This window comes from Pseudomonas petrae (assembly GCF_021728295.1).
Taxonomy (GTDB): Bacteria; Pseudomonadota; Gammaproteobacteria; order Pseudomonadales; family Pseudomonadaceae; genus Aquipseudomonas; species Aquipseudomonas petrae.
The window spans coordinates 149,689-169,255 of the sequence record NZ_JAKJXE010000011.1; the positions used below are offsets into that span (position 1 = coordinate 149,689).

The window sequence follows — 19,567 nt, forward strand, 5'->3', positions numbered from 1 at the left end:
AAATCACCCCTTCACGCGCTGCAAGAGCGCCAACAGATCCTGCGGCGTGGCAGCCTTCGGGGCGTCTTTAAAACCGCGATCCGGCATGAAATCCGAAAACTTGGCTTTACCGCCCATGACGTTGTTGAACACCGTGGCCAGCAAGGCGAAACCCTCATCGAGGCGAAGGCCCAGATTCAGCGAACCGGTTTGAAGCCGGTAACGCATCCAGTCCATCGCCTCGACGTAGGTCATTCTTTGCTTGGCTTCGGCAATCGTCGTTCCGAGGACGATCGCGAGCTCGTGCCAGAGCTCTTCCTCGGGTTGGATTTTTTTTCGAGCGCGCCCTCCGGCACCTTGTTGACCTCACCGATCGCGGCGAGCAGCACAATCGCCAGCTCGGCGCACAGCGGGCCGTGACCTGTTTCTGGCCCGCCAACCACGTCCTCGACGGTGAAGACCGGCACACCGTTTTTGTCGGTGATGCAGGACGCGATGCGCTGGGCCGCTAAGTCACCGCCACGGTCTTGCGCATCCCAGCGCTGAGTCAGCGAAATGAACGACTCCTGGAGCACGTACACGGTGGCCTTCTGCGGCTTTCCGTTCGCGTGCCAGCTGACTTCCTTTTTCTGCGGTTCCGAGATGAAAGCGCCGGCCGCTTTGAGCGAAGCAATATTCAGATCCATGAGGGTTCCTTACGGCGCGGTCTTGGCGATCAGCACGGGCTCGCCCGAGACTTGGATGCCAACGGTGGATTTAACGACGTCGCCCAGGCCGAACGTGAACGGGAAACTGTTCATGTAGCCTTCGAAGGTGAGCCAGGTGCGGGTGTTTGGCAGCTCGAAATCGACATCGTTGGCCACCAAGGCGCGAGCCGATGCGCCGTTACCAGCACCGCCAGTGAGCGCCACGGTCGGTGCGCTGGTGTAGCCGCTGCCTTCGTTGGTGATGGTGAAGCCAGTGACCTTGCCGTTCGCGACCTGGGCCGTTGCTGCCGCGCCAGTACCGCCGCCACCAGTAATGGCGACCGTCGGAGCAGTGGTGTATCCAGTACCCGCAGAATTCAACACCAGCGCAGACAGCGCGCCTGGAGCGCCGACGAGAGGCTGGATACCTTCCTCGGTTTCAAAGTTGTAGCCGTCCGACCAACCGACCACCCATTTGAGCTTGGTGCCCGCGATCTTCAATTGGTGAAGGCGCAGGTGAACCGGGTTTTTCGGGTCGATATTCAGGCCGTAGGTCGCGGAACCGGGCTCAGCAAGGCCAGCTTCGTACTCGCGGCCCTTCGATTTGGTGCAGGTCACATCAACTTGCGCTACCGAAGTGTCGATACCATCCAGTGTGGTGAAGCAGCCCACATCGAGGATGGTGTTGTTAGCCGGGTCGATGGCGAAAAGCTCCGTGCCCTGGACATTAATGGTCAATTTGGTACTCCCCGATTTCCTGCGAAATCATAAATGGCGGGCATAAAAAAACCCGCCGGAGCGGGTCGTTCTTTCAGGTGTTCCGGCTACTGACTCACCAGCCAGGCAACATCGAAACCTTTGCGGTAATTCTTGGTGGCGCTGTCTACGGTGTCCACGCCGAAGCCGGTGATGTAGGCCCGCTTCCCGATCGCTTTGCGCATGGCAGAGACCACCGCATCGGCAGAGACCGCTGTTGTGGCGTAGACATCGATCTGCAGGCCGTACCGATCTATTTCTGGCTGCCCGTTGATGTAGTTCACGGGCGAGCCGCTCACCACCTGCCAAACCGCGTACGGCCTGGCGACGTCCTGCGGTGCTTCGCCATGCGGGTATAGCCGGAGCGGGGTGTCGCCGAGCAGCGCGGTCACAGCAGGATCGGCTTTGCACACCTGTGTAATGGGCGCGAGCATCAGTTCACCCCGAGTTTGATCAGTTGGTACTTGGCCGAGCCGAGGAACTCCTTGAAAACGGCCTCGCGGTTGTTGGCCAGGGCGGGCCGCAAGAATGGCTTTGCGCGATTCTTTTCGGTGCCGAGCTCAACCCACCACCAATAGAACGTATTGCCGCCGCCCTGCCCCCCGCTACGCTTACGCACACCGACGGACATCACAACTGCGCCCACCTCAACGCCGATCGCCTTGCGTTCAACGATCGCGAGGTTTTTCGGGATGAAGTTCGAGGTCTCGGGGTCATCGATCCGCGCTGCGCGGTCCTTCGCATCCGCGAGAACGATTTCCATCGCATCCTTGGCCGCCGGCGTGACGACCTTGCGACGCATTTCCTCGGTCAACCCCCGAAAACGGGCGGACAACTCGTCGGCACCCTTGAGCTTGTACTCGATCCGATCACCCATCGTTTGCTCCCTGGCTCGCCGGAAAGGTCAGGTACTCCTTGCCGGACACCGGATCACGCAAAATGCCGTGCAAGTTGTAGATCCTGCCGTCATGACGAGCACGCATGGTCGCGTCAAAGCCGTCACGGTAACGCGTCACGATCCTGCAGGTGACCTCGGACTGGGTCGACTGTGCCGAAATGAACTCGCGCACGCTCAGATCCTTAACTGCCGCCCAGACAGTGGCGAATTCAACCCACGTCACCAGCTCCTCGTTGGAAACGGGATCGTTGGTGACGACCTTCTCCTCGAAGGTCACCCGATGACGAAGATCGCCGGCTCGCATGGGTATTCCTCCTGCGGTTTGCTGTCTGCCAGGCTGCGGGACGACCATAGAAGCGGGATGACGCCCATCGGCAGAACTTCCGCTGAGGTGCCGACCAGCACAGCTTCACGATTCGTGTAAGAGTGGCCGATCAGCAGCAGAAGCGCCGACTTGAAGCTCGCCGGGATGTCCGCTGCGGCAACCAGTAGTGGGTTGTCGCAGTACCAGAGAGCCCAGGCCAGCGCCGACTCCGCGTAAAGCTCGATCAGATCATCCTCATCCGCCGAATCGACCCGTAAATGCTTTTTGATGAGGTCCATCGCCAGCAAATCGGCAAGGGCAACGGTCATTTTTTGACCTTTTCCTTCGCCTTGGGCTGCCCATCAGCCGGGGTAGTTCCATCGCCGTCGACCACCTCGGCGAGCTTCATGTCGACAAGAGCGTCGGCGATGTCGTCAGCAACCGGTCGGCTCTCATGCTGATCGAAGTTGCCAGCGTGGTAGTGCGAGAACTGCCGCAATGCGCGAATAGTTTTCATGGTGAAACCGGGGCGGTTGTCCGCCCCGCTCCTGTCGTTATGCCGCTGGGGTGAAAGTGCCTTTGATGATTGCGGTCGGACGGTAGTGGGTCACCGCCAGGCGCTCTTCGCACAGGATGGTCAGCATGTTCTTGACGAAGTTATCGCGGTCCTGGTTGCTGACCTCGATGGTTGCGTCCATGCGGTCCCAGATCTGCGAGGCCAGGTCGAAGCCGCCTACAGTGAAGGTGCCCTGGGCCTGGGCCTTGGTTGCCACAACCGGCAGGCCCCACATGACTTTCGCAGCGAACGCAGCCGGACCGCCAAAGATGTAGCGACCATCGGCATCTTTCAGCAGCGCGATCGCGTGCCAGTCGCGCGGGTTGAGAATCAGGCCGGAGGCCTCGAACTCGGACTCGCTGGTCTGGAAAATCGCGTGAGCGATCATGTCGGCCCGGGTGTCACCGGTTGCATTCAGCGCGGCGTCATACGCAGTAGCCACTTTGTTCAAACCCAGCAGGTTGTCACCGGTACCGTCACCGTTGAGCAACTGGCCTTCTTCGACCAGGTCCAGACCGAACAGCAGGCGACCGTTCACATAGGATTCGAGCATCGGCGCGTCATCCATGATCTGGCGCGCAGCCTGAATCCAGTGAGCGATCGTTTTGACGTTCGCCGTTTCCTTGGTGAAGGTGAGCTGGGTTTCAGGCTTCAACGCGCCCTCGGCAACCGGCGCGGCACCGTTGGTGAACACGTTCTCGCGCACGTACTCGATGGCGTTCGAGGTAGTGCGGCCCTGCGCCAGCAGGTCACGGATGGTGAGGCGGCGCATACCGGGCATCAAAATGCCTGGATTACGCTGAACCTGTACCAGCGAGCCGGCGGAACCAGCGCCGCTGCCCAGCGCCTTGCTGAAGCTCTTGACGTCAACCTTGCCGGAGGTGGAGCCGTTCCAGCCTTTCTTGATGTCCTCGGCCGCGCGCTCGGCGAAGCTCTTCTTGTGCTCTGGGTTGTCCAGTTCGCCGCCGGCGAGTTTGGATTCCAGGTCGAACAGGCGAGTACCTGCGGTTTTAAGCTCGTCCTGCACGGTCTGCAGATCGGTTTGAATTTTCTTGCTGACCTCACCGGTCGCGGTGATCTCTTTCTTCTGCGCATCGAACAGTGCGGTCATGTTCTCCTGCGCGGTTTCGATAGCCTTTTGAATCTGGGCCAATTCGGACATGTTTATTTTCCTACAGATGGGAAGGACTTGATGCGATCCAGGATCGCGGTGATTTCGCCACCTTCGGAATCGCTCCGAACTGCGGACTTGATGCGGGCGATCAACGCCTGCGCCTCGGATTTGGATAGGCCGGCCGAATCCCTCAGCCAGTGCTCCGCATCACGAATAGATTCGATGGCGTCCATGCTCTTCAGCGAGGAGATGGATGCGTCTTCGTTGGCTGGCTCCGTGCAGATGCTGATCTCACGCAGCCGCTGCATGGATTTGAAGGCCATGCCGGTCGCAATGCGGTCGAAGTCGGCAGCGCCAGCCAGAAAGCCTACCGACAGGCCGTTTACGGTGCCGTGCTGCATGGCGGACTTGAGCGCCTCGGACTGAGGATTACCCGGCGTGAGCTCGCCGCGCGCGAGCAATCCCTTGCTGTCCTCTTCCAGATGCAGCCACTTGCCGACAGGAATGGCGTTTCGCTGGTGGTTGAAGAACATCGCCACCGCTCGGGACTGGCCCGTAAGCGCCTTCGCAAAGGCGCCCGGCAGAATGATGTCGCCATCGGCATCGACCTTGTTGAAGACGCTGGCATAGCCTTCGAAGACGCCCTGCGTACTCCCGCCGGAGAACTTGATTTCAGCCTGTTCGAAGGCGATGGTCTTATGAATATTGGACATTTACTGACTCCAGAAAAACTAAACCCCGCCAGGGGCGGGGTTTGTTTTGCCAAGTTGCTCAAGGGGCACGTTTTGGGATTGGCGCGTGGCCACGTCACCACCTGGAAGCGGAGGCTTGTTGTTCACTCGGCGCCCTTCGTTGATGGTCAGCAGGCCGGTATCGACCAGCGTCTTCATGTAGTTCGCTCGGGCCGTCGAGTCACCGCTCAGAAGCCCGTCGCGGTTGTGTTCGGCGTGGAGCTTGCCCAGATCGGAGGGCTTGACCAGCCAGCGCACGATGCATGTCTCCCAGATCTCGAGGTATGCATCGAGCGTGTACTGAAGGAAACCCAGATTCTGCTGCTCGATGCCAGAACCCCAGCTGGTGGATTTTTCGACATCGCCCACCAGGTGCGGCGGGACGCCGAAAAACCGCGCGAGCTCACTCACCTGGAATTTCCGGGCAGCCATCGTCTCTGCGTCCTGAGGACTGACGCCGATCGGTTGGGTGGTGAAACCTGCCTCGATGATCCACAGCCGCTTCTTGACCGGACCGCCGGAGATCTCCTTGAAGTTCTGCTCCACCTGATCACGCTGGCCTTTGCTCAGCGTCTTCTCGCCAGTGGACAGGATCTGCGGCGATTTCGCGCCGTTGGCGTAAAAGTCCCGCTGCTGATCTTCCATAGCGACCGCGACACCTGCGGTTCTAGCTCCGAACGCGATCGGTGACAGACCTACCAGGCCGTTGAAGCCAAAGCCCTTGAGGTGGAAAATCTCGCTTTGCTTGAATTCGGCGTACTCCGTGTCGCGCCGATATCGGTAAACGATCCGCTTCCCTTCCATGCGGACATCCATGTTCACCGACATCAGCGGAATCAGGCTGATCACATCCCCCGCCGCGTTGCGCTCGACTAGCGCATAGGCGTTTCCGTAGAAACAGAGCTGCATGGTCATCGCGACACGGAAGTCGAAGGCCGTCATGTACTGGTTGGGCATGTACCGCAGGAGCCGCGCGAGCGGGTGGGTCAGCGGGGCCTTGATTCGGTCATCCCCGTTTGTTTCGAACACGTCCAGCGGCATGCAGGCGGTCACGCTTGAGATCAGCCGCACGCACGCGAAGACCGTGGATATCTGCAGCGAGCGCTCGTCGTTAACGACCGAGTCGCCCACCACCCCTGATGCCGATATCGGGCCGGTTTGCGAGCCCTTGTCCGGGGATGTGAGGCGGCCACCGACAAAGAAGCTCGCCATACGCGCCCAGAAGGGACTGCGCGTACGCAGATCGATGCTGTAGTCGGTATCGGCCATTACATACTCATTGGTCTAGAGAGGAAGTCATCGACATTGACGTCGTCCGGACTGGCGCCCGAGACACCAATTGCCATAAGCAAAGCGGTCATATCGTCGATCTTGTCGGCTGACCGCTTCTTGTCAGGCGCCATGTTCATGTTGTCGTCGCGCCGGGCGATCAGGTTCGAGGCACACCAGTTCAGAAGTGGGTCAGCACCGTGTGCAAACTGGCCTGATATGTAGGCCCGTTCGAGCACCTGCATCGCCGGGTGGTAGGATTTCGGCCCCTGGATGAACTCGACCATGGGGATATCGCCGGCGACAAGCCGGTTCACAAGGTCCGAGGCGTTCCACTTGTCGTAGCCGATGGCCTGGATGTTGAACCGCTCGTTTGCGGCCTTCACGTCCGCTTCGATCACGGCGTAGTCCGTGACGTCGCCTTCGGTCTGTTTGAGCAGCCCGGATTCCACCCACGAAGCATAAGGAACCGTGCCGCGTTCGGTGCGGAACGCCACCGCGCTCTCCGGTGCCCAGCGCCAGGCATATGTGTAGATGACGCCCTCGACGTTCCAGACCAGACGAAAGCACGTCAGGTCAGTTGTCGATGCGAGGTCTAGCCCGCCCCAGCAGGGGAAGTCCGCCAGCCATTCAAGGTCAACCTCGCCGCCGCACTGCTGCCACTTGTTGAGGTCGATCCAGCCGTCGGCAGTAGACGCCGGCCGATTGAGCCGCTTGATTCGAAACTCGGCCATCTTCGACGGCATCTGCTTCGCTTCCACGGCCTCCTTGCGGATCGCGGCCAGCAGGTGCGGGTTCACGTCCATCAGCGGGTTGGCTTTGATCCAGCAGCGTTCGTCGAACTCCTCGTCGGCCTTGATGCCGAGGCTCTTGTCTTCGTCGTCGACCGCGTAGAACACGACCAGATAGTGGTCAGCCGTGTGGCCGAACAGCCCTGCCAGCAACTTCTTGGCGAACATCCTGATTTCGGCCCACGGCCCGGGGTTTGTGTAACCCTCGGTGGTCGTAAATAACCAAAGCGGGTTGCCTCGGGCGCCGGCCGCCGATTGCAATACGTTGAGCAGGTCAGCCGTTTTGTGTGCGTGGATCTCGTCGAGCCCAACGTGCGACGGGTTCAGGCCGTCCTGAGTTGACGCCTTGGCGTGGATTGGTTTGAAGCTGGCACCGGTTTCCACCCTAGTGATCGACTTAGCCCAGACTTCTAGGCCGAAATACTCTCGAAGGTCGGCGTTTTTCTCGGTCATCCGCTTGGCGGCGTTGAAGATGATCGCGGCCTGACCGAACGTGGTGGCCGCGCTGACTATCTGCGCGCCCTCTTCCGGTTCGCAGCACTCGCAATACAGCAGGATGGCCGACGACAGCGTGCTCTTCGCGTTCTTCCGCGCGACTGCGAACAGTGCCGAGGTAAACCGGCGCGGATGGAACATCCCGTTGCCGCCCCAGCCTTCGGTGAACACCGCCTCGCGCTTGCGAAAGCCGAAGAGCTGGACGACGAAGAAAACGTGAGACGCGTGCATCACGATCGTGGGTTTCTCCCACTTGCCCTCGACGTGGTGCAGTTTTTCGATGAAGTCGCAGGGGTCGTTGGCGTGCCACGGGTCAAACATGAACGGGCAGTCTTTCTTTTTCGCCCGTTTGAGGTCATCGAGAAAGCGCTGAGCAGCTTGGCGTATCAGCTTGCCGTGCTTCTTGCGCTTCTTGTCCGCTACTGCGGCCTTGGCGTAGTCAGTCGCGATCTTTACAAAGTCACGCATGACCCACTCCACAGCCTGTGTATTCGATTATTTCCCCACTTGTTTGCGGCCATTCCCGGCAAACGCGTTGCCTTTTTTCTCAGTGCCGCCCGATGAAACCTTCCGGCGACTCGCGGGCGTCATGCCGAATTCGGAGAACAGCGCTTTGAGCGCCGTCGTTTCAGCGGCGGTCGATTCCATGTCGGCCTTGGCTTTCTTCCTGAAACACTGCCAGGCATGGCAGAGCTGCTCGAGGGAATACAGGTCGACGACCTGCAGCACTTTCGCACTCACCAACTGCCGGCCCAGGTTCCGCCACATTTCGGCGCCGTCTGCGTTCAGGTGCTGGGGCGGGTCCGGGAAATCTTCAATCAGGTCGAACTCTGGCGCGTCTTCTTCCCCCCGATCCGGGCGATCGGTACCGGCCAGGACCTTGAGGTGCGGCGCCGTCGGCTTCCGTCCTCTGGTCATTTGTCACCCTCGATTTTCAAATCCTAATTATGACGGCGCGAAAAAACGCCTCGGGCGCGGTCTGGGAGTGAAAACGGCCAAACTTTCAACCCTCCCCCTCCCTGATAGCGAAAACCTATCAAAATCGGTCAATTTTCGATCAAATAGCCAGAAACGTGACCAAAAGAGTCGATTTCGTATCCGTTTCGCGCGAATCATTCTCATTCGATCATGCCTCACCGACTCCGGCGGTTGCCCCAGCCACCATCCTCTGTTGCGGTCTTCACTGAGTGGCATGGATGGCATAACCCTTGCCAGTTGGTGCGGTCCCAGAACAGATCCATGTCACCACGGTGCGGCACGATGTGGTCGACGTCAGTGGCTGCTGCCACCCTGCCGCGCTGCTCGCAGTGAACACACAGGGGATGCTTGGCAAGGTAGCCCTTGCGCGACTGCTGCCATCGGTAGTTGTACCCACGCTGGCTGCTGGTGCCGCGCTCCTGCTCAGGTGTCTTGTGCATTGGAGTGGAAGGCGCAGACGGTTGATGCCGCTTCGGTCGGACTGGCATCAGCTACTCGATGCGCTTGGGTGCTGGTATGCACCGGCGGACACAGTCGCCTAGTGCTGTGACCTCAAGGAGCTGATCATCAGGACTGAGAGGCTCGTCCGTCTCCACCACCACGACTTCGGCCGTGATCGGCTCAACACGATGCGGCATCACGGTGATGGTCGCCTTCCACACACCACCCGGCTCTGCCGTCATGGTGATGGACGTGATGCCTGTCAGCTCACTGCCGTCGGTCAACATCACCCGCGTGCCCATCGTTGGCTGAGGGCTGTTCGGGTGCAGGCTGTCCGCCGGCATGATCGTCGCCACGCTGACGCAGTTGGTTGATTCGCTCACTGGCGATCCTCATGAACTTCAGGGCTCGGTTGCGTACAGCTGCGCAGGTTGAGCAGGCCATCAGCGGCCGCTGACCTGCAGCAATTGCTTGGCCAGCAAGGCGTCAAGGTGGCGGCTCAACTTGATCGCGAGCTCACCCTCTGCATCCGCGACCAAGCGGGCGGCTTGATCGATGGCCTGCTCCAGGGGATCGAGCACATAGCTCGACGTAAGGCGATGCAGCGTCTCAGCCTTTCCGATTGCTTCGTCGATGCCGGTCGAGTCGATATCGACCTTGAATGCGATAGTTCCAGGCGGATCGGACTTGATGTGCTGGTCGAGCGCTTGCAGCAGGACACTCGCTTTGCACACTGCCTGGGTAAGCTGCACGGAAGCGCCACAGGCCTCAATCGCCTGACATACGTCGTAGGCCTGCTGAAGCAGTGGATGTCGGGAGATATCGGTCATTGGATCTACTCAACTGTGCAGGTGGGCCACTTGCAGCGCGCGAATGCCAGGGCACCAGCGTGATCGTGGTCTTCCTGCATGATCATGGGGAATGGTGGGTAGCCCGGCACTGTGACGTACCAGGACTTCTTCATCTGGCCTTCATCGCTGCCGAGTACATCGACTCGCACAGCTGACCGGCTATTCGGCTTCGGTCAAGCGCTGCTGCCAGGCTTCCCGCTTCTTCGTCAGCGCTTCGACGCAGGTCGGCGAGCACAGCGGCGAGGTCGTCTCTTGTCTTGCCTGTGCTGGCATGGTCGGTAGAACAACGCTTTCGGTTGGCAAGCAGATCGGTGACTTGCTGCTGCAGGCTGCGAGCGCGGTCATCAGCAACAACAACGGCAGCCGTAACGTGTTCAGCCTGTTCGGTCGCATGGTCTGTCGCCTTGTTCGAATCTTCAGTGAGTTGGCGTTGCAGGCTCAGCGTCTTGCCGATCGATGCAGCGCGGGCGTTGGCAACGTCACGTTCGCCCGTGACGGCGGCAAGGTCCGTTTTTGTGTGGTCCAGCCGCAGGTACAGATAGCCGGTCGCAGTCGCAAGGGCCAGCAGCACCCATGCCCAGATAGGAACCAGCTTGAGCGCACCCATCAAGGCGTGACTCGGTCAACTGCCTCGTTGACTTTGTCGGCGGCCTTGTCTGCCTTCTCGGCTGCCTTGCTCGCACTGTCAGCGGCGGCTTCAACCTTGCCCGCCGCTTCCTTCGTGCTGTCGGCAAGCTTGGTCAGACGAAGGTCGCGCTGTTTGAGCGCTTCGTCGTAAGCGGTCCGCACTTGGGTGACTTGGCTGCTGTACCAGCTGGCGAGCGACCACTGCGATGCGCCAAACCCCAGTGAGAACGAGCCAACGACAATCAGCATGGCGATAACCCATACCTCGACTCGCTTCCACCAGTGGCGGGCGATGAAGTTGAATGTGCATCCTTCCATCAGTTGATTCCTCCCAACCTTGTTCGCAGATGAGTGATCTCGTCGCTTTGTTGGGTGACCTGCTGGGTGAGCTGGGCGACCTGGCTCGTCAGGGCTTCGATCTTCCCCTCCATCCGTCCTACAGCAGCGACAGCGTCGTTTCGTTCTTTGGCGAACTGGTCAGCGCGAGCCTCGGCGGCGTTCGCACGAGCTCGCTCCGAGTCGAGCAATTCATTCAGGCGGCGGACTGTGCCAATGTCGGCGTTGTCCATGGCCCGCTCAGTCGCTTCCTTGGCGAGGAACCGCTTCAGCCACAAGAAGCCGCCGAGCAATACAGTCCCAGTGCCACCCAGCCAGGTAGCTGTGCCTGGGCCGAGGTCGGTTGGGTCCATCGCTACTCCGATTCGAACTGATCGCCTTTTGGCGCAATGGAAAAAATGCATTCGCTAGTTTTTGGATTAGTCTTCCTGGCTCTCACGCCGGTCAACCATTCAAAGGACTATCGAATGCCAAAGGATCTATGGATCACGATGCTTGCAACAATTGCGGCAGGAGTTATCACGCACCAGGTCAACCAGTCCGACCTCGTTGCGACCATCACCCAGAACATGGGGAAGGTAATGAGGAAGCTGGTCAGCTTTGCGGCTAGATTTGGGGCTACCCTTTTCATCCTCGCTATGTGCGTGTACCAGATCATTTCATTCGCCGTTACGGATGACCCGGTCGGCCGATGGGAGATATTGGGAGCCATCTATTTCTCCGTACTCGGTTTGGAGTTCGTTAAATTTCTTCTCAACGACATCCACGACGTTCGATCGGGTCGCAAGCCGCTGTGAACGCAAAAGGGCCCGCCGAGATGGCGAGCCCTTGAAATGTTGCGCGTGTCTTCCCACGCTGCCCGCCAAAGCCACCCCCAGCACACTCGAGGTAAAGGGTCCAATGACTGCCGGTGTTCTTTCCGTACGCGTGACTACCGGCTTTATCGCGTCCAGGCCACTCCCGAAGGAACCACCCTGGCTATGGCGTCCCGCAACAAATAAAACCAGCCGAGGCTGGTGCGGCCAACTCGTCACGAGCAAGCCAGGCCGAAAACGTCACGTCGTCGGCGAATTAGGGGCACAAAAAAGCCCGACACATTGGCCGGGCTTCTAGTGCGTGTCGCGCTGAATGCGATGAACACCGTGCCATGAAAACAGAGTTATTCCGCGCGGAAAAGTGTTTTCTGAAAATCTTTCGCTGGGCGTCTGTTCCACCAGCCCGGCCATCGGATTGCGTAGTGGCACTTAGCCTCAATCTGGCATAGTGGCGGATACACATCACAGAGATAATTTATATGCCGTGGCATCGTTCAGACAGGAAGCGCTATACGGGAAAGCTCCCGGGCATTTTCATTTCGGTAACTAAAGCTTGGGACGTTGAGCACTTCATCGATCAATACCTTGAGCTCCGTGGGTACAAGGTCGATGACACGAACCGCGACCGTATTGCGGTGCGGCTCGAGGCCACACCAGGGCGCGCGCCTTACCGAGCAGAAGACCTAGTCGCATGGCTGGACGAAAAATATAAGGTAGCCACTCGTGTTCCAAGTGGACTACCACTGATGGACGTCAAAACGCGCCACGTCGCGGAGGGCCTGTAAAGCTATCAGACACGCTGACAGCTTTACACGCCATTAGGCTGCGTCGCGGACCTCCCTGACGGCGCAGTCAATCCACGCCACCCCCGCCTGTTTCAACTCCCGAGCTTTAGCTTCACTCAGTCCATAGCGCTTACCAACGCGAACCATCGTCCACTTCGCACCGAAGTAGAACCAGATGACTTCCCCGATCTGCTGGTCGCGCGCAATGAGCTTGGCCAGGGCGCTATCGATCGCCGTCGCCCAGTCGTCGGTGATGGAGTAAGACTTGGCCGCGACAGGCATTGCGTCTCGCATCACAGCCATCATCGGCGACACATAGGTGGGAATCCCCATCCCATCCATACGCCACCACCCCCACTGCTCGAGCAAGTATTCGGTGTCTCCCAACGGACGCCCCAACGGTTTGCGAGTCATCATGCTGCCTTCCTCGGATCTGGTTCACTATTCAGGCCAAGCAAATCGCGAAGCAGCTTGTCGGCGTGTTTGTTTTTGGCGTTGCCTTCCAGCACCCACGCTTTTGCATAAGCCTCGAATCCTATCTGGCCGGGTGTTCCGTGCCAGTCAGACACGATATCCATCAGCGCTGCCGATGCGATCCGGCCATGGGTCTCCTCGAGCAACATCCGGTTGCCCACTTTCAGAAACTTGCGCTCGACGGTCGTCATGTTTTTACGCGGCAGGTCCGCAGATACGTTACTCATGATCTTTCCTCCCCTTGGTGCGGCCGGTGAACTTCAGCACCCTGCCCATCTCGACCTCTTCGTCGCTGGGCGGCTTGCCACCGAACGGCACGAAGCGCACGAACTTTCCCTGCTGCTGCACAAGGCAGGTGCCCTGTTTGCCGTGACGGCACTTGCCGACGATCAATTCGGTGACACCGTTCTTGCCCTCTTCGCTTTCCATATCGCGGTGCACCAGGATCACGACGTCGGCGTCCTGCTCGATCTGGCCGCTGTCGCGAATGTCGCTTGGGCGTGGCCGCTTGTCCGGGCGATTGGTTGGCCCACGGTTCAGCTGCGCCAGTACGATCACCGGCACCTTCAGCTCCTTGGCCAGGTTCTTCAGGGAAGTGGATATCTTGCCGACTTCGAGCGTGCGGTTCTGCCCGCCAGCGCCCGCGATCAAGGTGATGTAATCCACCACGATCACGTCCAGTCCTTCGCGGCGCTGACACTGGCGCGCAATCGAACGGATTCGGGCGACCGTCATACCGACCTGATCGCTGATGTACAGCCGGGCCTTGTGAAGCTTGTCCACCGCGCCGGTGATCTTCGGCCAGTCGTCGTCCTGCAGTGTGTCCCCCTCATCGAGCCGGGTCAGATCAACGCTCCCCAGAGACGCTATGTTGCGCGTGACGAGTTCTTCCTTGGACATCTCCAGACTGAACACCAAACCAGCGCCAGCGAGCTGTGTGGTGACGTGCTGGGCCATCTGGACACCGAGGATCGTCTTGCCCGACGCAGGAAGGCCAGCGATTACCACCATGTTGCCGGGGCGAAGGCCACGAATCAGCTTGTCCAGATCAGGAACGCTGCTGGACAGCCCTTTCGGTGCATTGCCGGTGAACTTGGAGTCGATGGCGTCGATCACGGTGGTCAGGATGTCGCTGACCTTGTGGTAATCGGGCTCGCCGTCGTCCAGGTCGCGAAGGTCGGCCATCGCCTGCTGGCCGCTAGCGATGATTTCGGCGACAGGCAAATTCTCGCGGGCCGATTCGGTGATGGCTTGGGCGGCTTCCACCACCTTGCGCAAAATCGCACGCTCACGGATCACGCGGGCGAAGGTCTTCCAGCTCGATGTACCTTGAGCGTTCATCTGCACCTGGGCGGCGTGAGACAGTAAGCTATCCCCATTGGGCAGCCATTCGCGGTACTCGCACACCGTCACTACGTTGATCAGATCGCCGGCGGCATGACAGTCCAGTATCGCCTGATACAACACGGCGTTCTCTTCCGCGTAAATGTCCTCGATGCTGACTTTGCTGGCGATATCATCCACCAACGACGGGTCAACAAAGATCGCGCCTAGCAGACCGTGCTCGGCAGGGATGCTATGCAGATCGCGACTCATACGGCACCTCGCGCCGAGGCCCAGCGAAACAGCACCACCAGACCGCCTTTGTCCCGCAAGCGATCGACAGCACGATCCCCCAGGCAAGTGCGCAGATCCGCCATGCCCAGGTTGCTCACCACGATGGTGGGTTTCATCTGCTCGTAGCGCCCGTTGATGACCTCAAACAGCACGGTTCGCTCGAAGTCAGTGCCGTGCTGCACACCCACTTCATCGACCACCAGCAGGTGCGGGGCAATCAGGTCAGCGTAGACCTGGGACTCAGTGCGCTCCCGGTTGCCGAAGGTGTCTTTGATGCTGCGAATGATCCCGCCCGCAGTGGTGTAGAGGCCTGCCAGCCCTTGGGCGGCAAACTCGCGGATGACCTGCTGCAGGATGCCAGCGGCCAGGTGAGTCTTGCCGGTACCGACTTGGCCCAGCAGCATCATCGATCGCCCGAGCGGGAAGTTTTCGGCGAAAGCCTCAACGTAGCCGGTTGCGTAGTGCCAAGCGCGAAGCTTTTCCTGATCCTGCCCGGCAACCCATGTGTCCAAGGAACAGGTCTGAAAGCGCAACGGGATACCAGCGTCGAGCAGGCGTTCGTTCATCAGCCTGGCGCGGTGGATCGTCACGCCTACGGAGCGGACAACGTCGTCGCTTGAGTGGCGCTTGTCAAAGTTACAGCGCGGGCAGCCGTACCAGTGCGGCTCAGCGCCGAACTGTTCAACCAGTGAATCAGTGAACTGCCCATGATCCGCGCACTCACGCATCGCGGTTTCGATTGTGTGCTTGATGGTCATTGGCCGTTACCTGCGATGCGATAGTTACCCTGATCGTCCAGCTCGAGCCCTTCCTCGTAATCGATCTGGTCGAAACCGGTGTGACGGGATGGCTTGCCGTTCTTGGCGCTTGTGCCGGGCAATACGCTCTCAGGGAAAAGGCCTCGCCAACTACTCATCGTCGACTTGTCGAGCACCGCGTCTGGATCAGAGTGATTCGCCAATTGTTTCGCCGCTATCTTGCAGGCTCCTGCCGTCAGAGGTGCGCGGATCGACTTACGCATCTCGCAATAGTCCGCCCATGATCGTTCGCTGACGTTTTCAGGCTTTGCTGTCAGGGGATCGAACTTAACCGTCCTGATCGTTCCGTCATCAGCAGCAGACTTGTCTGCGCGTTCTTTTGGTTTATTAACGGATAATTGACGGATAGATGACGTATTGGGTGCAGATTCTGCACCCCGTTCTGTCTTTATTTGCACCCCGTTCTGTTGTGAGTTGCACCCCGTTGCGTCTTCATTTGCACCCCGTTCGGAGCGGGGTGCACCAGCTGCACCCCGTTTTTCGACCATGTCGTACACCACAGGACGACGATCATGACGGTCGATGTACGCCGCTGCGATCGCCTGATTCCCTCGCTGAATTAAGCCGGCATCTTCAAGGGCGTCGAGTTTGTAACGAACCGTGCGCTCGGATAATCCGGTATCGTTCGCCAGCGTCAGCGCCGATGGGAAGGCTCCACGACCGTCAGATCCTGCATAGTTCGCCAAGCACAGCAGAACGTGGCGACAGCTGGAATCCTGGATGTCTCGTTGTTCCAGGGCCCAGACCATTGATTGAATACTCAATGCAGAGTCTCCCCAGCCGGCGTAGCGCGCCTTACCGTTGCTGGCGCGTCGTCCGGGGTTGATCCACCGGTCAGGCGCTGCTTCAAGACGTGCATGGCGGTCGTGGCGTCAATCGACAGCAACCGCGCCTCCGCCATGTCCAATGCCTGCGGCGAGTGGGTCATAATCGACTCGCTAACTCGCCGGGCATAACTGAGGCTGGCGGTCGCCAGTTGCAGGTTCGTGAGGTCATCGAAGGCGCTGGGCGGATGAGGATTGCCAGGTACGGTGACGATGGGAATGCGCTGTTCTGGCAGAGGAGCTCCTTCCAGCAGGTGCCGCCGCATAGCCTCCCAGTGCTCCTGCGCGACCTGTTTGGCGTCGTGGCCGGTCTTGCGTTTGAACAGGACCTTGATTGCCCAGAACGCCTCGATCAGGGCGATGTGCGTATCGTCCTCCATCTCAATGGTGTATTCGGGCTCGCAGATCACATCGAGGGTGTCTTTGATGACTTCAAAGCACTTGAGGAGCAACGCAGCATCGGCATACTTCTCGAAGTTTTCCTCGTCGATCACTTCAACAACTGGCGGGGTAAAGCTCAAGACATTGCTCATTGGGCACGCTCCAGTCGCACGACAAGGTTGCGCAGCTTGCGTTTGAACTTCGTTGTCAATGTCCGCTGATCAAACCAACGGCTGTAGGCGCCCTCAGTGAACCGAACTACGCCTTGATAGGCGGGGTCTTCAAAGTCGAACCGCCCGCGCTCGCCATTGCCGGGACGGCCGTGGGCCTGGAAGTAAGTCGCGTACATATCGCTGAGCTCGCGCTTCAAGGAATTGCGCAGGATCTCGGCCATCTGGAAATCAATGGCAGCCTCGGCGATGAGAGTCATCAGTTGGTCGTGGGTGAGTTTCGATTTCATGCTTGTTCTCCGTCGCCGCCAAACAGGTCAGCCAGATCAATTTGATAAACGTCCAGCCACGCACCGGCTGGCCAGCAGCGAACGAAGCCAAAAGTTGGGTGGAATACTTTGGGGGCTGTTACGCCGCGCTCCTTGCACCAGCGTCGCAGAGGGACGTAACCAGAGACGCCGAACTTCCGTCCTGCAACCTTCTCAACCGCCAGCACGGCGGCTTGGCGGGTGCCGAGGCCCAGGTCGTCCTTGAGCTTTTGCACCTGTCGTACTGCGGCGCTTGCAGTGGCCATCGCGGTTGCTTCGCGGCGGCTGCCGATCTCGGCTTTGGTCCGAACAGCTTCGTCACGTTCGGCCGTCACGCGGAGCTTTTCACGCTCAGACGAGAGGGCGATTTCCAAGAGTTCAAGGCGGGACATTTCGGCGGGCGGCGCTGGGCGGAAGTACCGGTTAACCAGTTGACGCTGGACATCCCACGCCAGATCGTCCGTGAACGGCTTGACCAACATTAGGTAACCGTCTTCTGCGATTAGGGTAAGCCCGCGGTTCGGTACTTCAATTCCAAAACAACGCAAAACGTCCTTTTGGCTTACGTCTGCCAAGAAGTAATCAACGTCCTCACGCAGCTTTTCCTTATGCGTGGTGAACGTCCGACTTGCAGTGCCTTCAGGGCGCCCATGAATCTCATCGATCATCGCGAATGTAACGACGCGCTGGCCGCGGTACTCGACGATGGGCAGCTCGGTGGAGTTGATGACGATATTCATTGGCCGGCCTCCGCGAACTGTGATTGCTTAGCGGCAAGACGCCGTTCCGATTGATCATTGATGGCAGCATCCACGACGTCATTGAACTGCTGCTTGCCGATCTGGTTTGCATTCAGGAGGCCATTGAGCCGGCGATAAAATCGGCGGTATGCGTCATCGGCGCGGTCAAGCCCTTGAGGCTGGACAAGCGTTTCGACGAAAGCGTGATAGGCAAAGCTGGCCACTGGGTCAGGCGTGTACTTGCGGCGCGCGACAAGCACTAGCTCGCGCTCCATACAGGCTTTTGCCCATGACAAGTCCTCCAGAATTTCCTGGCTGATGTCGGGGATAACTCGGTAAGCCAGTGAAAGACCTGAGAAGCGCCGATTGGCTTTGAAAACCCTGAGCGCTTCCTGCCCTTCCTCCGAAATGAGAAACGGACCGCACAAACCCCAGCGGCTGTCGGGCTTGTGGGTCGGCGCGTGAACAAACCATCCAATGTTCATTCAGCTACCTCCGCTTCCATCGCCATGCGCCCGAGATCACGGTAGCCATCGGCTGCGACGGTAATGAGTGCGTGGAATAGATGTTCGGGACAGTCGTTAAGCATCACCTCAAGGGCGAGGTGGTACATCACTCCCCCAAGAACAGCCCCTACCGGCTCTAATGTTTTGGTGGAGTGCTCGAAAGCGAGATTGATCATCTGCTCAGCCAGGTCGTCGAAGTCGTCGAATGAGAGCTTTTTGGCTGTCATTTGCGTTTCCTCCGACCAGGTGAAGGAAACGTCTTGACCTCTACCGCGGCCACACGGCCGTCATCGAAGACATTGACCCGGATCTGGCGCTTCAGTTTGAGAGCTGTGTTCAGCGCCTGTTGAGTGATACCGAGCTGCTCCGCGGCTGCGATCTGCCGGCCTTTAGCGAAGTCAGCTAGCGATACGCCGGCAACCTCACTCTCCGCGCCACAATTTGGCACCTCGGCGTTTCGTGGCGCGGGCTCCATCAGTTGCTCTTCGATTTCTTCCGCATTGCAGGAGCCTACGTTCGCTGCGTCGGCCACGTAGAACCAGCCAAGGTTCAGCAGGCTCTCAAGGCGAGGACTTCCAGTCGCCATACCTTGGGCGATGAATAGAACTGTCTCGAGATGCTGGAGTTGCCGCTTGGCCATCTCCAGATGATCAAGCGCATCGTGTGCAATCTGATGATCAGTCATACCGACACCTCCATCGAGTTCATCAGGTCGACCAGCTCGTCTTGCGCTTGATCGGCCAGCAACAGAACGGCTTCGTGAACCATCATTGAATCTTCGGCGCCCATTTGCGGCTCCTGCACGATGATCGTGCCGGTGCCAAAGCTGTCGTTATTGATGAGGATTTGCGCCAAGCCGGTGATGACTCGCAGGCGCGCTTCGATCTTGTTGCAGAGTTCGCGGGGAGTTTTCATTGGCTGACCCCACTTTCAACTGCGCACAGGCTCGAACCGATCAACGCTTGGGCGCCCTGGACGAGAAAACGGATAGCTACTGTCTGATTGGTGCTGGGCCCGCTATGGATACCCTCGGAGCCAAGTTCTACTGCGGCATCAAGCAGTGCATATGCCGCGTTCATTGCCTCCTCGACCGCGAGGCCTGCATTGACCTGAAACAGGTGCTGGTTGACTCCACACACGGAAACTGGATGGAAGTTCTCAGCGGTAGTTAGCATCTGGTGTTGCGCCGGCGGAGAGCCGGTGGTATTTTCTGGGCGTGACATATCGTTCTCCTGAAACGAAGATTTACGAAGCTCCCTTGCAGGGGAGTGGTTAAAAGGCCCGCTCCCATGCGGGCTTTTTGTTGCCTGGAGGAAA

Annotated in this window: 33 protein-coding genes; 1 reads left to right on the forward strand and 32 read right to left on the reverse strand. The window is 59.1% G+C overall.

Annotated features, from left to right (window positions below; genetic code table 11):
- Window positions 1-3: 3 nt before the first annotated feature.
- The 19 genes from L4G42_RS19515 to L4G42_RS19605 form a co-directional block, all read right to left on the reverse strand.
- On the reverse strand, window positions 4-234 hold the full coding sequence (locus tag L4G42_RS19515; RefSeq protein WP_074892756.1) for a phage tail assembly protein T: 231 nt from the start codon (window positions 232-234) through the stop codon (window positions 4-6).
- Window positions 231-665, reverse strand: coding sequence for a phage tail assembly chaperone family protein, TAC (locus tag L4G42_RS19520; RefSeq protein ID WP_237261062.1), 435 nt, complete (start codon window positions 663-665; stop codon window positions 231-233). The genes L4G42_RS19515 and L4G42_RS19520 overlap by 4 nt, the downstream gene beginning before the upstream one ends.
- A 9-nt stretch (window positions 666-674) precedes the next feature.
- Entirely contained in the window at window positions 675-1,403 is a 729-nt protein-coding gene (locus L4G42_RS19525) for a phage tail tube protein (protein ID WP_237261064.1), read from the reverse strand.
- A gap of 86 nt (window positions 1,404-1,489) precedes the next feature.
- A complete protein-coding gene (locus L4G42_RS19530; RefSeq protein WP_237261066.1) occupies window positions 1,490-1,855 on the reverse strand; it encodes a DUF3168 domain-containing protein in 366 nt (121 codons plus the stop codon).
- On the reverse strand, window positions 1,855-2,298 hold the full coding sequence (locus L4G42_RS19535) for an HK97-gp10 family putative phage morphogenesis protein (protein WP_237261068.1): 444 nt from the start codon (window positions 2,296-2,298) through the stop codon (window positions 1,855-1,857). The genes L4G42_RS19530 and L4G42_RS19535 overlap by 1 nt, the downstream gene beginning before the upstream one ends.
- Window positions 2,291-2,623: a phage head closure protein gene (locus tag L4G42_RS19540; protein ID WP_237261069.1), complete on the reverse strand. Its 333-nt coding sequence runs from the start codon at window positions 2,621-2,623 to the stop codon at window positions 2,291-2,293. The genes L4G42_RS19535 and L4G42_RS19540 overlap by 8 nt, the downstream gene beginning before the upstream one ends.
- Window positions 2,593-2,952, reverse strand: coding sequence for a head-tail connector protein (locus L4G42_RS19545; RefSeq protein ID WP_237261071.1), 360 nt, complete (start codon window positions 2,950-2,952; stop codon window positions 2,593-2,595). Before L4G42_RS19545 ends, L4G42_RS19540 begins: the two co-directional genes overlap by 31 nt.
- Window positions 2,949-3,140, reverse strand: coding sequence for a hypothetical protein (locus L4G42_RS19550; RefSeq protein WP_237261073.1), 192 nt, complete (start codon window positions 3,138-3,140; stop codon window positions 2,949-2,951). The genes L4G42_RS19545 and L4G42_RS19550 overlap by 4 nt, the downstream gene beginning before the upstream one ends.
- Window positions 3,141-3,177: 37 nt before the next feature.
- On the reverse strand, window positions 3,178-4,341 hold the full coding sequence (locus tag L4G42_RS19555) for a phage major capsid protein (RefSeq protein ID WP_237261075.1): 1,164 nt from the start codon (window positions 4,339-4,341) through the stop codon (window positions 3,178-3,180).
- Window positions 4,342-4,343: 2 nt separating this feature from the next.
- Window positions 4,344-5,006, reverse strand: coding sequence for an HK97 family phage prohead protease (locus tag L4G42_RS19560; protein ID WP_237261077.1), 663 nt, complete (start codon window positions 5,004-5,006; stop codon window positions 4,344-4,346).
- An 18-nt stretch (window positions 5,007-5,024) separates the two neighbouring features.
- Window positions 5,025-6,293 (reverse strand): phage portal protein, encoded by a 1,269-nt coding sequence (locus L4G42_RS19565; protein WP_237261079.1) that lies wholly within the window; start codon window positions 6,291-6,293, stop codon window positions 5,025-5,027.
- The gene (locus tag L4G42_RS19570) at window positions 6,293-8,047 is read right to left on the reverse strand and encodes a terminase large subunit (protein WP_237261081.1); all 1,755 of its coding nucleotides are present in this window, start codon (window positions 8,045-8,047) and stop codon (window positions 6,293-6,295) included. The genes L4G42_RS19565 and L4G42_RS19570 overlap by 1 nt, the downstream gene beginning before the upstream one ends.
- A 27-nt stretch (window positions 8,048-8,074) precedes the next feature.
- Window positions 8,075-8,497, reverse strand: a complete 423-nt coding sequence (locus L4G42_RS19575) for a terminase (RefSeq protein ID WP_037015252.1) — start codon at window positions 8,495-8,497, stop codon at window positions 8,075-8,077.
- Between the two features lie 215 nt (window positions 8,498-8,712).
- Window positions 8,713-8,997, reverse strand: a complete 285-nt coding sequence (locus tag L4G42_RS19580; protein ID WP_237261131.1) for an HNH endonuclease — start codon at window positions 8,995-8,997, stop codon at window positions 8,713-8,715.
- A 51-nt stretch (window positions 8,998-9,048) separates the two neighbouring features.
- Window positions 9,049-9,381, reverse strand: coding sequence for a hypothetical protein (locus L4G42_RS19585; RefSeq protein WP_237261083.1), 333 nt, complete (start codon window positions 9,379-9,381; stop codon window positions 9,049-9,051).
- 60 nt (window positions 9,382-9,441) lie between these two features.
- Window positions 9,442-9,828 carry a hypothetical protein gene (locus tag L4G42_RS19590; RefSeq protein WP_237261085.1) on the reverse strand — a complete coding sequence of 129 codons (387 nt, stop codon included), beginning with the start codon at window positions 9,826-9,828 and terminating at the stop codon, window positions 9,442-9,444.
- Window positions 9,829-9,958: 130 nt separating this feature from the next.
- Window positions 9,959-10,456 (reverse strand): DUF2514 family protein, encoded by a 498-nt coding sequence (locus L4G42_RS19595; protein WP_237261087.1) that lies wholly within the window; start codon window positions 10,454-10,456, stop codon window positions 9,959-9,961.
- Window positions 10,456-10,794, reverse strand: a complete 339-nt coding sequence (locus L4G42_RS19600; protein ID WP_237261089.1) for a hypothetical protein — start codon at window positions 10,792-10,794, stop codon at window positions 10,456-10,458. Before L4G42_RS19600 ends, L4G42_RS19595 begins: the two co-directional genes overlap by 1 nt.
- Window positions 10,794-11,165, reverse strand: coding sequence for a chemotaxis protein (locus L4G42_RS19605; RefSeq protein ID WP_237255046.1), 372 nt, complete (start codon window positions 11,163-11,165; stop codon window positions 10,794-10,796). The genes L4G42_RS19600 and L4G42_RS19605 overlap by 1 nt, the downstream gene beginning before the upstream one ends.
- Before the next feature lie 114 nt (window positions 11,166-11,279).
- On the opposite strand from L4G42_RS19605, the gene L4G42_RS19610 reads away from it, so the two are divergent.
- Entirely contained in the window at window positions 11,280-11,609 is a 330-nt protein-coding gene (locus L4G42_RS19610) for a hypothetical protein (RefSeq protein ID WP_237255047.1), read from the forward strand.
- Window positions 11,610-12,445: 836 nt separating this feature from the next.
- Here the strand turns inward: L4G42_RS19610 and L4G42_RS19615 are convergent.
- Genes L4G42_RS19615 through L4G42_RS19675 form a run of 13 tightly spaced genes read right to left on the reverse strand, consistent with a single transcriptional unit; the run spans window position 12,446 to window position 19,473 of the window.
- Window positions 12,446-12,829: an antiterminator Q family protein gene (locus L4G42_RS19615; RefSeq protein ID WP_237255048.1), complete on the reverse strand. Its 384-nt coding sequence runs from the start codon at window positions 12,827-12,829 to the stop codon at window positions 12,446-12,448.
- On the reverse strand, window positions 12,826-13,113 hold the full coding sequence (locus L4G42_RS19620) for a hypothetical protein (RefSeq protein ID WP_237261091.1): 288 nt from the start codon (window positions 13,111-13,113) through the stop codon (window positions 12,826-12,828). Before L4G42_RS19620 ends, L4G42_RS19615 begins: the two co-directional genes overlap by 4 nt.
- Window positions 13,106-14,482: a replicative DNA helicase gene (locus L4G42_RS19625; RefSeq protein ID WP_237261093.1), complete on the reverse strand. Its 1,377-nt coding sequence runs from the start codon at window positions 14,480-14,482 to the stop codon at window positions 13,106-13,108. Before L4G42_RS19625 ends, L4G42_RS19620 begins: the two co-directional genes overlap by 8 nt.
- Window positions 14,479-15,261, reverse strand: coding sequence for an ATP-binding protein (locus L4G42_RS19630; RefSeq protein ID WP_237261095.1), 783 nt, complete (start codon window positions 15,259-15,261; stop codon window positions 14,479-14,481). The genes L4G42_RS19625 and L4G42_RS19630 overlap by 4 nt, the downstream gene beginning before the upstream one ends.
- The gene (locus L4G42_RS19635) at window positions 15,258-16,085 is read right to left on the reverse strand and encodes a helix-turn-helix domain-containing protein (RefSeq protein ID WP_237261097.1); all 828 of its coding nucleotides are present in this window, start codon (window positions 16,083-16,085) and stop codon (window positions 15,258-15,260) included. Before L4G42_RS19635 ends, L4G42_RS19630 begins: the two co-directional genes overlap by 4 nt.
- Window positions 16,082-16,678 carry a hypothetical protein gene (locus tag L4G42_RS19640; protein ID WP_237249940.1) on the reverse strand — a complete coding sequence of 199 codons (597 nt, stop codon included), beginning with the start codon at window positions 16,676-16,678 and terminating at the stop codon, window positions 16,082-16,084. The genes L4G42_RS19635 and L4G42_RS19640 overlap by 4 nt, the downstream gene beginning before the upstream one ends.
- Window positions 16,675-16,986 carry a hypothetical protein gene (locus L4G42_RS19645; RefSeq protein WP_237249941.1) on the reverse strand — a complete coding sequence of 104 codons (312 nt, stop codon included), beginning with the start codon at window positions 16,984-16,986 and terminating at the stop codon, window positions 16,675-16,677. Before L4G42_RS19645 ends, L4G42_RS19640 begins: the two co-directional genes overlap by 4 nt.
- Complete coding sequence (locus L4G42_RS19650; RefSeq protein ID WP_237261100.1) at window positions 16,983-17,744, reverse strand: ORF6N domain-containing protein; 762 nt, start codon at window positions 17,742-17,744, stop codon at window positions 16,983-16,985. Before L4G42_RS19650 ends, L4G42_RS19645 begins: the two co-directional genes overlap by 4 nt.
- The gene (locus L4G42_RS19655; protein ID WP_237261102.1) at window positions 17,741-18,229 is read right to left on the reverse strand and encodes a hypothetical protein; all 489 of its coding nucleotides are present in this window, start codon (window positions 18,227-18,229) and stop codon (window positions 17,741-17,743) included. Before L4G42_RS19655 ends, L4G42_RS19650 begins: the two co-directional genes overlap by 4 nt.
- Entirely contained in the window at window positions 18,226-18,477 is a 252-nt protein-coding gene (locus L4G42_RS19660; RefSeq protein ID WP_237261104.1) for a hypothetical protein, read from the reverse strand. The genes L4G42_RS19655 and L4G42_RS19660 overlap by 4 nt, the downstream gene beginning before the upstream one ends.
- Window positions 18,474-18,935: a Cro/CI family transcriptional regulator gene (locus L4G42_RS19665; RefSeq protein WP_237261106.1), complete on the reverse strand. Its 462-nt coding sequence runs from the start codon at window positions 18,933-18,935 to the stop codon at window positions 18,474-18,476. The genes L4G42_RS19660 and L4G42_RS19665 overlap by 4 nt, the downstream gene beginning before the upstream one ends.
- Window positions 18,932-19,165, reverse strand: a complete 234-nt coding sequence (locus L4G42_RS19670) for a hypothetical protein (RefSeq protein ID WP_237249945.1) — start codon at window positions 19,163-19,165, stop codon at window positions 18,932-18,934. Before L4G42_RS19670 ends, L4G42_RS19665 begins: the two co-directional genes overlap by 4 nt.
- Window positions 19,162-19,473, reverse strand: a complete 312-nt coding sequence (locus tag L4G42_RS19675; RefSeq protein WP_237259313.1) for a DUF3077 domain-containing protein — start codon at window positions 19,471-19,473, stop codon at window positions 19,162-19,164. The genes L4G42_RS19670 and L4G42_RS19675 overlap by 4 nt, the downstream gene beginning before the upstream one ends.
- Window positions 19,474-19,567 lie beyond the last annotated feature (94 nt).